General features: G+C 67.2%; 8 protein-coding genes and 1 tRNA gene. 6 read left to right on the top strand and 3 right to left on the bottom strand.

What is annotated here, in order from left to right; genetic code table 11:
* Nucleotides 1-4: 4 nt before the first annotated feature.
* A complete protein-coding gene (locus ACH0CP_RS05655) occupies nt 5-544 on the top strand; it encodes a histidine phosphatase family protein (protein WP_294441891.1) in 540 nt (179 codons plus the stop codon).
* Nucleotides 545-606: 62 nt separating this feature from the next.
* Here the strand turns inward: ACH0CP_RS05655 and ACH0CP_RS05660 are convergent, their stop codons facing one another.
* Together ACH0CP_RS05660 and ACH0CP_RS05665 are read right to left on the bottom strand one after the other, a co-directional pair.
* Nucleotides 607-5244 (bottom strand): NAD-glutamate dehydrogenase domain-containing protein, encoded by a 4638-nt coding sequence (locus ACH0CP_RS05660; protein ID WP_294441889.1) that lies wholly within the window; start codon nt 5242-5244, stop codon nt 607-609.
* A gap of 66 nt (nt 5245-5310) precedes the next feature.
* Nucleotides 5311-6150, bottom strand: coding sequence for a hypothetical protein (locus ACH0CP_RS05665; protein ID WP_406875825.1), 840 nt, complete (start codon nt 6148-6150; stop codon nt 5311-5313).
* 144 nt (nt 6151-6294) lie between these two features.
* Here ACH0CP_RS05665 and ACH0CP_RS05670 point away from each other — a divergent pair.
* A tRNA-Thr gene (locus ACH0CP_RS05670) sits at nt 6295-6370 on the top strand.
* Between the two features lie 224 nt (nt 6371-6594).
* Here ACH0CP_RS05670 and ACH0CP_RS05675 read toward each other — a convergent pair.
* The gene (locus ACH0CP_RS05675; RefSeq protein ID WP_406888343.1) at nt 6595-7545 is read right to left on the bottom strand and encodes an SMP-30/gluconolactonase/LRE family protein; all 951 of its coding nucleotides are present in this window, start codon (nt 7543-7545) and stop codon (nt 6595-6597) included.
* A 227-nt stretch (nt 7546-7772) separates the two neighbouring features.
* Between ACH0CP_RS05675 and ACH0CP_RS05680 the strand changes: the two genes are divergently transcribed.
* The 4 genes from ACH0CP_RS05680 (at nt 7773) to ACH0CP_RS05695 (ending at nt 14532) form a co-directional block, all read left to right on the top strand.
* Nucleotides 7773-8450 (top strand): FadR/GntR family transcriptional regulator, encoded by a 678-nt coding sequence (locus ACH0CP_RS05680; protein WP_294441886.1) that lies wholly within the window; start codon nt 7773-7775, stop codon nt 8448-8450.
* A gap of 254 nt (nt 8451-8704) precedes the next feature.
* The gene (locus ACH0CP_RS05685) at nt 8705-11755 is read left to right on the top strand and encodes a TonB-dependent receptor plug domain-containing protein (protein ID WP_406875823.1); all 3051 of its coding nucleotides are present in this window, start codon (nt 8705-8707) and stop codon (nt 11753-11755) included.
* Nucleotides 11756-12274: 519 nt separating this feature from the next.
* Complete coding sequence (locus ACH0CP_RS05690) at nt 12275-13516, top strand: diguanylate cyclase (protein WP_294441885.1); 1242 nt, start codon at nt 12275-12277, stop codon at nt 13514-13516.
* Between the two features lie 86 nt (nt 13517-13602).
* Nucleotides 13603-14532, top strand: a complete 930-nt coding sequence (locus ACH0CP_RS05695) for a hypothetical protein (RefSeq protein WP_294441884.1) — start codon at nt 13603-13605, stop codon at nt 14530-14532.
* The last annotated feature ends 11 nt before the right edge of the window (nt 14533-14543 follow it).

Here is a 14543-nt window from a genome sequence, read left to right on the forward strand (position 1 = left end):
TTCCTTGAAGACGGTGACGCTGCTGCGCCACGCCAAATCGGGCTGGGACGACGCTGTCGCCCGTGACTTCGATCGCCCGCTGAATGCCAAGGGCCGCAAGGCCGCGCAGGCGATGGGCCGTCACCTCAAGCGCCTGGGGCTGGGGTTCGACCATATCGTTGCCTCCCCCGCGCAGCGGGTGATGGAGACGGTGGCGGATCTTGCCGCCGGCTATGGCGCGGCGATCGAGCCCGCCTGGGACAAACGGCTCTACCTTGCCTCCGCAGCGACGCTGCTGGACGTGGCGCGCGAGACGCCGGCGGATGCCGGGCGGCTGCTGATGATCGGCCACAATCCGGGGCTCGAGGATTTCGTGCTGATGCTGACGCAGGGCGGCGAGCCCGACATGATCGCAGCGGCGGAGGAGAAATACCCCACCGCCACCCTCGCCGAACTGAGTTTCGATATCGACGACTGGGCGTCGCTGGCGCCGAACCACGGCACGCTGACCCGCTTCGTGCGCCCGCGCGATCTCGACCCGGCGCTGGGGCCAAGCGGCGACTAAGCCGGAACCGAACGGGGCCCCGGCGCGAGGCCGGGGCATCCCTTGATCGCCGACGCCGGGCCTTAGCGGCCGAGCAGCATCCGCGCCTGGCTGGCAAGCTGGGCCAGCATCGCGGCGGTCGGCGCGGCGGACTGGCGGGCGCGGCCGACAACGGCGGTGAACTGCGCCACGCGCGCGGCATTGTCGCCAAGCCACGCGTCCACGGCCGCATCGGGATCGCGCGCCCCTTCGCGGGCGAGGAAATCGAGCCGCATCTGCTCGAAATCGCGCACCAGCCCGGCGATCAGCAGCCGCTCCCACGGATCGGACGGGGCGAGGCGCGCTGCGGCTGCCTGTGCCCAGTCGAGCCCGAGCGCTTCGCCGAGCCGGGTGTAGGCGCGGGTGAGATGAGTCTCGTCGCTCTTCAGCCGGGCGCTGAGATCGACCAGGCCGATCGCGCCGTCGATCTCGTGGAGGCGGACCACGCGCGCGACCAACGATTCGGGCGCGCCGGCGCGGGTGAGGCGGGTGGCCATCCGGGCGCTGGCATCGCGCGCTTCCTGCAGCAGCAAGTCGCTGGCCTGCGTCTCGAGCTTGCCGACCCCCTTGCCGAGCCGTTCGAGCACCGCGCTCGGCATCGTGCCGGAGGGAACGACGCGCAGCAGATCCGACACCTGCGAGCGGACGGCACGCGCGACGCCTTCGAACAGCGCGAGGCGGCCCTCCTCCGACATGGCGGTGGTCTCGATGTCGCGCCACAAGGCGTCGAGGCGGAACATTTTTTCCGCGACCACGAACATCGCCGCGACGTCGCCAAGCGCGGCGCCTTCCTCCTCCGCCAGTTCGAACGGATCGAGCAGGCCGGTGCGGTTGACGATGCGGTTGGCGAGCTTCGTCGCGACGATCTCGCTACGCAGCTGATGGTGCTCGATCGCACCGGCGTAGCCTTCACGCATCGCCGGCGGGAAGGCGGCGAGCAGATCGGGCTCAAGCAGCGGATCGGCGCCGAGGCCGGCCTGCTCGATCGCATCCTGCAGCGCGAGCTTCGCGGTGGAGAGCAGCACGGCGAGCTCCGGCCGGGTAAGGCCACGCCCTTCGCCGGCGCGCCGCAGCAAATCCTCGTTCGAGGCAAGCCCCTCGACCTGGCGATCGAGCCGACCGGTCGCCTCGAAGATCTCGATCGCCCGCACATAGCTCGGCACGCCGCGGGCGCCGGCTCGCTCCGCGATGGACAGCGCCAGCGTCTGGAGGCGGTTATCCTCCAGCACCAGATGCGCGACATCGTCCGTCATCGCGCCGAGCAGCGCATTGCGATCGTCGAACGCCAGCCGGCCTTCGGCCATTTCGCGGTTGAGCGCGATCTTGATGTTCACTTCATTGTCCGAACAATCGACGCCGGCCGAATTGTCGATGAAGTCCGTATTGATGCGTCCACCCTTGGCAGCGAAGGCGATGCGGCCGGCCTGCGTGACGCCGAGGTTGGCGCCTTCCCCGATCGCGATGGCGCGCACGTCCTCGCCATTGACGCGCAGGCGATCGTTGGCGGGATCGCCGACGGCAGCGTTGTTCTCGCTCGCGGCCTTCACATAGGTGCCGATGCCGCCGAACCAGACGAGATCGACCGGCGCCCTCAGGATCGCGGAAATGAGAGCGGTCGGCTCCATCTCGTCGAGCGTGATGCCGAGCGCGGCCTTTACCTCGGGCGTCAGGCGGATCGTCTTGGCGCTGCGCGGGAAGACGCCGCCGCCGGCCGAGATCAGCGCCTTGTCATAATCGTCCCAGCTCGACCGCGGGAGGCTGAACAGCCGTGCGCGCTCCGTCCAGCTCGCCGCGGGATCGGGATCGGGATCGAGGAAGATGTGCCGGTGATCGAAGGCGGCGACGATCTTCAGCGTCTTCGAAAGAAGCATGCCGTTGCCGAACACGTCGCCCGACATGTCGCCGCAACCGACGACGCGGATCACGTCCTGCTGCACGTCGATGCCGCGTTCGGCGAAGTGGCGCTGCACCGAGATCCAGGCGCCGCGCGCCGTGATGCCCATCGCCTTGTGATCATAGCCCTGGCTGCCGCCGCTGGCGAAGGCATCACCCAGCCAGAAGCCGCGTTCGAGCGCGATCGCATTGGCGACGTCACTGAACGTAGCGGTGCCCTTGTCCGCAGCGACGACGAAATAGGGATCCTCGCCGTCGTGGACGCGCACGCCCTCGGGATGGACGACCGTGCCGGCAACGATGTTGTCGGTGATCGACAAGAGCGTGCGGATGAAGATGCGGTAGCTTTCCGTCCCTTCCGCGAACCAGGCCTCGCGATCCGTGGCGGGATTGGGCAGCTGCTTGGGGTAGAAGCCGCCCTTCGCGCCGGTCGGCACGATGACCGCGTTCTTCACCCGCTGCGCCTTCATCAGGCCGAGGATCTCGGTGCGGAAGTCGTCGCGCCGGTCAGACCAGCGCAGGCCGCCGCGCGCGACCGGGCCGGCGCGCAGGTGGATGCCCTCGACGCGCGGGCTGTACACCCACACCTCGCGCCATGGCAGCGGGGCGGGAAGGCCGGGGATGCGGCTGGAATCGAGCTTGAACGCCAGCGCTTCCTGGCCGGCGGGGGCGAAGGCATTGGTGCGCAAGGTAGCGTTGATGACGGCCTTGAAGGCGCGCAGGATCCGATCGTCATCGATTGCGACGATCGCATCGAGCCCGGCGGCGATGGCGGCATCGACCGCATCGGTATCGCCGCTGGCCTTGGGATCATGCGCAAAGGTGAAGCGATCGATCAGTGCCTTGGCGAGCATCGGTGCGCGGCTCAGCGCATCGACCACGGTGCCAAGGCCGTATGAAAGCCCCGCCTGGCGCAGGTAGCGGAACCAGGCGCGATAGAGGAGCACGGCGGCCGGCGCGAGGCCGGCGGTGATCATCAGCCGGTTGAAGGCGTCATTCTCCGCCTCGCCGCGCAGCACGGCGGCGATCGCGCCTTCGAGCACGTGGCGATCGATCTGCGACACATCGCCCTGCGGCTGGACGATGAAATCGTGGACGAAAGCGTCACTGTCCTCGCGCAGGCGGGTGGGCAGTTCGCCGATCACGCGGTAGCCGAAATTCTCCAGCACCGGCACCGCTTCGGACAGCGCAAGCGCGCCGTTCGACTTGTAGATCTTGAGCCGCTGATCATCGCCCTCCGCGGGCGGATAGAGGTGGACCGCGCGATCCTCCGGCCCGGAGAGGTCGGCGATGCGCAGCACGTCTTCGGCCGCTTCCTCGGCGGTGCTGACGTTGCGGTAATTGGGCGGGAAGGCCGCGGCCCAGCGCAGCGCGAGGCGGGCGGCGCGGGCCGGCGCGATGCGATCGGCCAGTGCCGCCTCTACGTCGCGTTCCCAGCCGCGCACCATCTTTTCCAGCCGCGCGTCGAGCGCCGCGGTATCGGGCATGACCCCCGACTGGCGAAGATCGATCGTGAAGCGGATCATCGCGACGGTGCCGTCTTCGAGCGCGATCGACCAGTTGAGGACGCCGCCGTTCGCCGCCTCGGCCAGCATCTCGCCGATCGCCACGCGGCGCGCGGTGGTGAGATCGTCGCGCGGGAGCCAGACGAAGGCGAAGAGGTGCCGCCCGAGCGCCGAGCGCAGCAGGACGAGCTTGGGCCGCGGGCGATCGGCAAGGCTCATCGCGGTGAGCGCGAGCGTTTCCACCGATGCGGCATCGACCGCGGTGACGAGGTCGTGCGGCAGCGCGGCCATCGCATGGGTCAGCGCCTTGCCGGTGTGGCCGGCCGGGTCGAAGCCGAACTTGGCCTCCATGTCGGCCAGCCGCTGGCGCAGCACGGGGACGCTGCGCGGCGGGGCGTTCAACGCGGCGGAGGTCCACAGGCCCGCATGGATCGACAGGCCGGCGATCGTGCTGCCCTGCCGGATCGGCACCACGACGAGATCGATCGGCACGCGGCGATGGACCGGCGAGATCAGGCTCGACTTGAGGAGCAGCGGCGCAGCCTTGCCGGCGGCGAAATAATTGATCGCGAGGTGGCGTGAGCGGTCGGCCAACAGCGGCGGCTCGTGCGCGTTGCGGGCGATGCCGAGCTGCTCGCCGACGATCCGGCCGGTCTCGCCGCCGGCATCCGCCATCCAGCGTTCGTGGCCGAGCAGGGTGAAGTGCCGGTCGAGGAACCAGCGCATCAGCGAGGCGCCTTCCGGGTCCCCGCCGGTATCCTCGATCATGCCGGCGTCCGCGGCCAGCGTCGCCTGCATGCGCCGCCAGTCCTCGACGGCGACGCGAACGTCGGCGAGGCACGAGGCGAGATCGTCAAGCAGGTCGCGCCGGTCACGCGCATCGGCGCGCTCGGTTTCGATGTAGATCATCGATTCGCGCACGCCAGCGTCGCCGACACCTTGCAGCACGCCATCGGCATCGCGGGTGACGGGCAACACGGGATGGATGATCCGATCGATCGCAATGTCGTGCGCGCCGATCACCCCTGCGATCGAATCGACGAGGAAGGGCATGTCGTCGTTGACGATCGCCAGCCGCATGCGCCGCGACGGGCCGTCACCCGGCAGCGGATCGAGCGCAATGGCGACGGTGCCGGCAGCACGCCGCTCCGCCGCCGCGGCCAGGAAGGCAGCGGCTTCAGCCTGCTCCGCAGGGCCGAAGCCGTCCAGTTCGCCCGGCAGAGCCCCTTTGGTGAGCCGGTCGGCAAGCGCCTTGGTCAGCGCCGTCATCGATGCTTTCGACATGGCGGCAGGCTATGCGCCGCCCCGCCGCCGGGCTCAAGCCTTGTAACGAATGTAACGACTGGTGTGTCAGCCGATACGGGCAGCGGCCCGATCGATCAGGGCAGGATCATCGGTAACGGCACCGAGCACGTCGAAGCGGCCATTCTCGCCGGCCCGGGCGACGAGCACCACGATGTCCCCCGGCGCTGCCGCGACGTCGAGCGACAGGGTGGCGAGCGGCGCGCGGTCGTCGCCCTCCGCGTCGGTGGCGAACGACGTTTCGTCCTCACCGCCGAACGCGGCGCTGGGGCCATCGGCCCAGACCGCAGCTGGCGGCTCGATCTTCGGCGCGCTGCGCACGGCGGCGGCAAGTTCCTCGGCGAGCTGCGCCTGCTCCGCCTCGCCCACGATCTCCTTCCAGTTGATGACGCCGTAGATGAAGTCGATCGTCGCACCGTCGGACGAGAAGGGCAGCAGGATGCCGCGGTACATGGTGTTGTGGCCGCGGGTGCCGACGAATTCCGCCTCGAAGCCGATCGGCGCGCGATTGGCGATGATCTGGTGGCAATGATCCGTCAGCCGCGACAGGAGCGAGCGGGCCGGCACTTCGGAGATATGCGAGATGGCGTGGTCGAGCGCGCATTCCTCGCGCAGTGCCTCGCCAAGGAAGCTGATCGCGGGATCCTCGGCATTGCCGGTGAAATCGAGCAGCACGCTGTGCGGGCCGAAATCGGCGATCCGCGCCGGATCGAGCGCCTCGATCGGCGGGAACGCGCGCCCGCCCAGCAGCGACACCCAATGGTTATAGGCGCGCACGTGCATGCGCCGCTCGTCCGCGCCGACCGGCACCGTCGCCTCTCCGACGCCGCCCTCGGTCGGATCACTCTCGCGTTCGCCATGCGCTCGATCGAAGCCGCGGATATCCATGCGTACTGCCCCTTGGACGATTGTGTCCCACGCCTAATGTGGGCCTTATGTGGTAAAGGCGACGTAAAGGCACAGCGGGCTTGCGTCGAGCGCAACCCCCTGCTAGGCGCCGCGCCTCGACGAGCCCTTCCGGGGCACGCACGGGCCGCTTTAGCTCAGCTGGTAGAGCATCGCATTCGTAATGCGGGGGTCACAGGTTCGAGTCCTGTAAGCGGCACCACTCCCCGATCGAGATCAGGCGTAGCGCGATGCGCGGAGCCCTCGCTCTGCGGGTGAGGTCTTCGAGGCTGGTCTTCAAGCCGGCGAGAACAATCTCATCGTTGAGCCGGTGCCGAAGACCATCTGCCGCACGCAGGTGCGGCGCTTCTCACCTTTTTGGCTATGTGACGGTCGTGTAGCATCTGTCCACGCGATGGATCGTCTCGACAGAGACGCACGGTCGGCTCAGATCGCGACCGAGTAAAGCGCGTGGTGGGCCAGGATGAAAAGGGTGCGCCCCCCGGGGCCGCCGATCAACAATTGTAATGGCCGCTCGGGCACGTCGATGCGGCGCACTTCGCGACCATTTTTGTCGTAGACCCAAACCTGCCCGTTCGCGACGTAAAGGTTGCCGGCGGGATCACGCGCCACGCTCTCGCCGCCGCGCGGGGCGACGACGCGCAGGTCGGTGAGTGCGCCACTTGCCGCCACCTTGCCGCTGTAGGTCAGGTTCTCCGACGCGTTGGTCAGGTACACGCGCTCGCCCGGGCGGGCTGTGACCAGCCCGTAACTGTCGAGCGTGTCTGACCAGCGCCAGCCCTGATGGTCGTCCGGCCCCTGGTTCCAGACGCGGAACGCCGGAATGGCGGTCGATCCGTCGGGCGAAACATAGGCCTCGCGCTTTGCCTCGCCCATCTTGCTGGTGAAGAAGTGGGAGAGGGGCGGGTATTCGTAGGTCGTCTGATCGATGCGATCGGCAAACTCGCCGTTCGCCCAGACGTTGACAGGAAGCGCGATCGCGCTGCCAGGGCGTGGACCGGTGGCGGGGATAGTGCGAATATCATCGGGCGCCTTCGGGTCGACACTATAGACCGTGCCATCACGACCGGCGGCGGAGAGCACCAGCAGGCGGCCCGATCGGTCCACCGTCAGGTTTACCGGATCGAGCGTCGCCTGGCTGACGGTGGTGAGCCCTTCCGATGGCGACCAGCCGTGAATCCGCTGATGAAACCGGTCGATGAAGTAGAGCTTGCCTTGTGCGTCGACCGCACCCCCCGCGACTGAGTAGAACCCGTCGGCGAGCTTCGTCACGCCCGGTGTGTCCGGCACTTCGGGCAGAGCCGCGGGCCGCGATGTAGCCGGCGGCACATCCAGCTTCGCAAACTCGCGCTCGCGCACCTCCTGCCCAGTGGTCACGTCCGTTATGGCGTTCTCAAACGGGTATTTGCTTGCCCGCACGAAGGTGCCGCAGCCTTTCGCGTCGCAGTGCGCATAGGCGCTTTCGGCGCAGCACCGCCGACACCTTCCGCACCTGGTCCTTGCTGGAGACGGTGATTTCGGTCGCCGGACTCGTCATGGTGGTGGGGCTCAGCTACCTCGTCTGAGGTGTCGACGCGTACAGGCAACGATGAGGGCAAGCGTCCGTGCAAGAAGGTAGACTGGCGGACCGCGCCTACACGGCGATCGTCGGCATCATCAACAACGAGAACCTGACGCCCGGCGACCGCCTGCCGTCGGAAGCGCGCCTGGCGGAGATGTTCGGCATGTCGCGCACCATTGTGCGAGAGGCACTCGTACGGCTGGCCGCTGATGGCATCACCGAAGCGCGGCGCGGCGCCGGTTCCTATGTCAAGCGGCGGCCGTCGGAGCGCCTCGGCACGCACGTGCCGCTGGAAGGCCTGGCTGCGACGCTCGGCACCTATGAGGTGCGCTTCGTCGTGGAGGCGGAGGGGGCGCGGCTCGCCGCGCATCGCCGCTCGCAGCGGGATCTGGAGCAGATCGAGCAACGATTGGCGCAACTGCGGGTCGCGCTCCTGTCCAGCGCGCCCGCGCATGACGAGGACTGGCTGCTCCACCGCTCGATCCTGGAGGCGACGGGTAATCTCGCGTTCGTCGCGATCTTCGATCAGCTGCAGGAGGAAGTCATGCGCATCCTGCGGGCGGGCGTGGACATCTCGCGCGCGCGTCCGCCGCAGGTGATCGAGGCGATGATGGACGAGCATGATGCGATCGTCGACGCGATCCGCGCCCAGGACGGCGATGGGGCAGCGCTCGCCATGCGCTGGCACCTGTCGCAAGGGCGCAAGCGGCTGATGCCCTAGGCGGTAGCGCCAGTAAGTCTCCACCCTCCTCGAGTGATATGCAGGACCGCGACCGGCCGGCCGCGCGGGAAGGTCAGCGCACGCTCTACATTCCTGTCCATCACGCCTTGTCTTTGGCTCGTCTGTGAACCAGCGCGCCGGCCCTGCGACTATGGTCGTAGATGTTTGCTCCAAACCGATCCGGTACATTGATCTGAGCGGTCCGGCCTGTGTGGGTCAGGTACCGAACAGCAAATGAACATGGGGAGGGATGGATGCACTGCTTCACGCCTGATCGCCGCCGATTGTGCGGTGCTTCCAGCCTGGTCGCGTTGACCGCCGCGCTCGTCGCAATGCCCGCCGTGGCTCAGACAACGCCAAACGCCCCCACCGGGGCAGAGACGCCGGCGAATGCTCCCACCGCCGCGCAGACAACGCCGAATCTCCTCACCGCTGCGCCGCAGGAAATGCCGAGCGCCGCGCTGCCCGATGCCTCCCGGGAGCGGCCGCAAGACACATCCGACATCATCGTCACTGGCAGCCGCATTATCGCGGACGGCTTCAACGCGCCGACGCCGACCACCGTTATCGGCGAGGAGCAGATCGCCAACAACGCGCAGCCGAACATCTTCAACACCATCCAGCAGCTCCCCTCGCTGCAGGGTTCGACGGGGGCCTCGACCGGCACGTTCAGCACGTCCAGCGGCACGCAGGGCCTCAGCTCCTTCTCGTTGCGGGGCCTTCAGCCGATCCGCACGCTTACCCTGCTCGATGGCCAGCGCGTGGTCGGCGCCAATGTGACCGGCGTGCCGGACATCAGCATGTTCCCGCAGCTGCTCGTGAAACGCGTCGATATCGTCAACGGCGGTGCATCCGCCTCCTACGGCTCGGACGCGGTCGGCGGCGTGGTCAATTTCATCACCGACACGCGGTTCGAGGGCTTCAGGGCAAATGTGCTTGGCAGCATCACCACCTACGGTGACGACGAGACGGCGCTGGTCCAGGCGGCCTATGGCACGTCGCTGCTGGAGGACCGCCTGCACCTGATCGTCAGCGGCGAATACGACCATGAGGGCGGGGTCGGCCCGGGCAATTACGGCATCGACCTTGCCGGCAGTCGCGACTGGCACCGCGCGTCCACCCTGCTCAACACCGGCATCACCACCGGACCCGGGCCGCAGTTCGTCTATTCCGACTTCGCTCAGCCGTACCAGTACGCCAAGTACGGCCTCATCAACAACGGCCCGCTGCAAGGCATCGCTTTTGATGCGAACGGCACGCCCGTGAACTTCAACTACGGATCGGGCGGGCAGCCGCTCGGCAACGGTCGCGTGTCGAACTGCTTCCCGGGCAATTCCTTCTGCGTGGGCGGTGACCTGTCGGGTGCGCCGGGATCGAGCGCATCGCTCAAGTCCAAGCTCGAACGCATCAACGGCTATGCCCGGATCGGCTATGACTTCGCTCCGAACAACGAGATCTACGGCACGGTCAACATTGCGCAGGTCCGGACCAGCAATCAGCCGAGCCCGGGGTACAACCGGCCGAACCTCACGGTTCAATGCGCGAACCCGTTCCTGCCGCAGCTGATCCGCGATCGCTGCGCCGCGGCCAACATCACCTCCTTCAACTTCGGATCGAGCAACGGCCAGCTTCCGAACCAGCTCGTCCAGACGGACCGTGACCAGTATCGTTTCGTAGTTGGTGCAAGGGGCCGTTTCGGCCTCGGTGGATCAGACTGGAATTACGACGCTTATTATCAGCACGGCACCACCAAGGTTGCAATCGACGTCGATCGCATCGTGCTCCAGCCGCGCTACGTGGCCGCCACCAACGCAGTGGTACTGAACGGCGCGATCGTCTGCGCAGATCCGGCGGCGCGGGCGCTCGGATGCCAGCCGATCAATATTTTCGGCAACTTCACCCCCAGCCAGGCGGCGTTGGACTACATTATGCCGCAGGCCGGGCCCCTGCAGCGCACGACTTTGAAGCAGGATGTCGTGAGCCTCAACTTTTCCGGCCAGCCAGTCAGCCTTTGGGCCGGTCCAGTGTCCGTCGCGTTCGGTGGTGAGTACCGCCGGGAGTATTACCGGGTGCGGGGTGATGCCTACGGCGCCGGGGTCAGCCCCGTCAGCCCTAACAACGCCCTCTATCCGGCCGATCCGCTGCTGAATTCTGCGCAGGGCAGCAACTGGGCAGCCGGCAACTACAAGAACGGCCGCGGCAAATATGACGTCATTGAAGGCTTCCTCGAAGTCGACCTGCCGCTATGGGACAGCGACGCGGCGGGGCGCGCGAACCTGAACGGCGCCGCCCGGGTCACCGACTACAGCACGTCCGGCACAGTGTGGGCGTGGAAGATCGGCGGTACGTGGAACTCGCCGATCGATGGGCTGACGCTCCGCGCCGTCACGTCACGCGACGTCCGCGCGCCGAACCTGTCGGAACTTTTCGCCGCCCCAACGGTGACCACGCTGCCAAGCTTCAACGATCCGTTCCGCAACATCGCCGTGCAGGTGTTCCAGAACACCGTCGGCAATACCGACCTGCGTCCGGAAACCGCGCGCGATACCGAGCTTGGCATCGTCTATGCGCGGCCTTCGTGGTTGCCCGGGCTCAGCCTGTCGGTGGACTATTACCAGATCAAGCTCAGCGGGGTCGTATCCACGCTGACGCCCGACCAGATCGTCCGCTTCTGCTTCGAGGGGAACCAGGCGTTTTGCGGAGGCTTCCAGCTCGACGGGCCGCAGGGCACCAATTTCGTCAACGTCCAGCCGTTCAACCTGGCGTCCTGGAAAACGAGCGGCTTCAATCTGGAGGCGAGCTACCAGTGGAAGGAGCCGCTCGGCCTGCCGGGCTCCTTCACCGTCCGGGCGCTGGGTACACACGTGCGCAAATTCATTGTCGATGCGGGAATCGCCGGCGTCGCGCGGCGAGACGATGCCGGCGCCAACACCGGCGCGATACCCCACTGGAAGTGGCTTGCCACGCAGACTTATGACACCGGCCGCCTGACGCTGACGGTGCAGGAGCGTTGGTTCTCTGACGGCGTGTTCAACAACAGCTACGTCGTCTGTCAGACGAACTGCCCCGTTTCGACCGGGAACAACAACACGGTAAACTTCAACAAGATGAAGGGCGAATTCTACCTGGATCTGGGCGCCGCTTTCAAGATCACGGAGGGGATCAGTATCTACGGAAAGGTCGACAACGTGTTCGACAACGATCCGACACCCTCGCCGCAGACCAACACCGGTCTCGACGTCAACCCGGCGCTGTATGACACCCTTGGTCGTATCTATCGGGCAGGTGTTCGCTTCAACTTTTGACGTTTCCTCCGGGGCACTTGGGCAGGTCGAGCACCGCGTCGACCTGCCCATTCTTCATCAGGGCGATATAGGCCGCGGTTTGGCAGATGGGGCGCTCTGATCGTCTGCTTGTGCCCGCACTGAGCGATCTGGAGGTGACCCGTGAGGCGCCGACCCTCTGCTGGTCGCCAATAGCAGTTTCATGTCGCGTGGGTTCGATCACGCGACCCACCCGTCCATTCCGCACCAGCGTCAAGGGGCCAACTAGGCGCCAGGCGGCGCGTATACGTGTGATGCCCGCTGCTCCCGAGTGAGGGCGGCGTTAACCCGCTGAAACCGCTAAAGAAGAGCAATAACGTCCTGGTTGCTTCACCGGAGTTGTGGGGAGAGCCAATTTAGGCAGTGTTTTAATACAAACCGGCCGTTAAGATTCGCCGGCCTAACAACCTTGCAGGAACTGCGCCCCGGGGGGGTGCAAGCGCGGCGGACGGAAACATGCAAGCACGATCGGGTGCCGGGGGTGAACTGCCCCGGTGGTCATTGACACGTTGGCTGGTCGAGCCCGGCAAGGACATCCCCGATGGTATGCGCCGCACGCTGCTGCACAGCCTGTATTCGACGTTGCCGATCTTTGCCGGCGGGGTGCTCAACACCATCGCGGTGTCCGCAGTGGTCGCAGCCCGGATGCAGACGTTCGAGGCTTATCTGTGGCTTGCGCTGGAACTGCTGCTCGGTGCGGTTCGCCTGCCGGTGCTGCTGCTGGGGCGCCGCGCCGTCGCGGAAGGGCGGCGCGGGCCGACCGATCTCTACATCCTGCTGGCGGTGCTGTGGGCGGCGAGCGTTGGATATGGCACCTTCATGTGCGTGGCGAGCGGCGACTGGGTGGCCGCTTCCCTGGCGTGCCTGTCGGCCGCAGCGATGGTAGGCGGGATCTGTTTCCGCAATTTCGGGGCGCCGCGGCTAGTTGGCCTGATGATCGGGCTGAGCCTGGGACCGTGCGCCGTCGCGGCGGGCCTGTCGGGCGAGCCGATCCTGCTGCTCGTGATGTTCCAGATCCCCTTCTACCTCATCAGCATGAGTTCGGCGGCGTTCCACCTCAACCAGCAGCTGGTGCGCACGATGCGGGCAGAAATGGCGAACGATCATCAGGCGCGGCATGATCCGCTGACGGGGCTCCTCAACCGTGCCGGCCTTGCCCGCTGGGCGGAGGAGCAGCCGGGACGCAGCGGCGCCGGACTGGCCGTGTTCTACGTCGATCTCGACTGGTTCAAGAGCATCAACGACACGCTGGGACACCGGGCCGGGGATGACGTGCTGATCGGCGTCGCCGAGCGCCTGCGCGGCGTAGCACCGGCGGATGCGCAGGCGGCGCGGCTGGGCGGCGACGAGTTCGTGCTGGTGGTGCCGGATGCCAGTCCGGAACTGGCCGCTGCGTTGAAGGAGGGGATCCGCGCCGCGATCACGCGGGAACTGACGGTCGCGGGGCAGACGGTGCGCGTCGGCGGCAGCATCGGGATAGCGCTTTCACGCGACGGCGGCCGGGACCTGACCGAGCTGCTGGACGTCGCCGACCTGGATCTGCGGCGCGCAAAATCTCAGCGCGGGCTGAGTGGCAAGCGCGGCGGCCCGGGCGCGGGAGTGGAGCCGCTGCCACGCCCGATGCTGGTGATCGATCGCGACACTCGTCGCGGCGACGAGGCGGAAGACGGGTTGGCTGGCTGCGAGACGACCGCAGCGCCCCGCGGATCGCAGGATGATCGCGCGAGACGCCAGAACGGATAGCGCGAGATCGCCGCAGATGCTGGCGATCACGACACAAGCCCCCTAGACGGACCCTCGCTACGGGGATCGATGGGAGGTCAGCAACAATGTGGCGGACAATCTTGGCGGTGAGTGGGGCGGTAATCGCCGCCGCGCCAGCGATCGCGCAGAGCATTCCGGCGGGTACCTATTCCATTCCGGAATCGGGCTATTCGATCGTGATCCAGCCGCAGGGTGATGATCTGCGCGTCGACGAGGCGGGCCAGGAACGCGTATATGTGAAGGCGGGGTCTGGCACGTACGAATATCAAAGCCCGATCACCGGCTCGACCTATCAGCTGGTCTATCGCGATCGCGCATCGGTCTCCGCGATCAAGAAGGGCAGCGGCGATGAACCGACACTGCTTGTTCGCCGCGGCGGCGCGGCGCCAATCGTGCCCCTCGGCGCAGCGAAGCCGATGGCAACCATCGATCCGAACGTGGCGCTGGGGGGCGAAGCGGATACGGTGGACGCGGGCGCGCCTGCCGCTCCGGCGAACCCGGCCGTCAGCCCGCATTTGAAGGTGGCGGAGCGCTATCAGGCGCTGACGCTGAGCGACAAGAAGGACACCCAGACCTGGGCGTTCTGCAGCGCCGCCGCGCTCAAGAGGAGCATGGCGGCGAAGGAGGAGGCAGACGCTTACGGCCGGGAGGCGGCGGAACGGCTGGCGCTGATCTCGACCGATCCGGCGCGCAACCCCTGCCCAGATGCAATTCCCGACGCGCTGTGGCCGGGTGCCACCGACCCTGAGGCGGAGGCGCTGAGCCAGGCGAATGCGGCGCAGCTTGCGACGGCCGCGCAGCAATCGCTCGAGATCGCGGCGATGCGCGAGAAGCAGGCCGCCGATCAGCGGGCGTACGAACAGGCGCAGGCCGCGCATCAGGAAGCGCTGGCAAAGGCGCGCCGGGACCAGGAGATCTTCGCCCAGCAACGCGCGGCCTATGAAGCGGCGCTGGCCGAGCACGAGCGCCTGACGAAGGGTGGCCAGCGCCGCTGAGACGCGCCACG

Origin of the sequence: Sphingomonas sp. 179-I 2A4 NHS (assembly GCF_045369135.1) — a bacterium.
In the GTDB taxonomy this organism is placed as follows: domain Bacteria; phylum Pseudomonadota; class Alphaproteobacteria; order Sphingomonadales; family Sphingomonadaceae; genus Sphingomonas.

Coding starts and splice junctions, on each gene's coding strand:
- ACH0CP_RS05665 (WP_406875825.1), bottom strand. CDS start 6,150: ATGGATATCCGCGGCTTCGATCGAGCGCATGGCGAACGCGAGAGTGAT.
- ACH0CP_RS05695 (WP_294441884.1), top strand. CDS start 13,603: ATGTGGCGGACAATCTTGGCGGTGAGTGGGGCGGTAATCGCCGCCGCG.
- ACH0CP_RS05660 (WP_294441889.1), bottom strand. CDS start 5,244: ATGTCGAAAGCATCGATGACGGCGCTGACCAAGGCGCTTGCCGACCGG.
- ACH0CP_RS05685 (WP_406875823.1), top strand. CDS start 8,705: ATGCACTGCTTCACGCCTGATCGCCGCCGATTGTGCGGTGCTTCCAGC.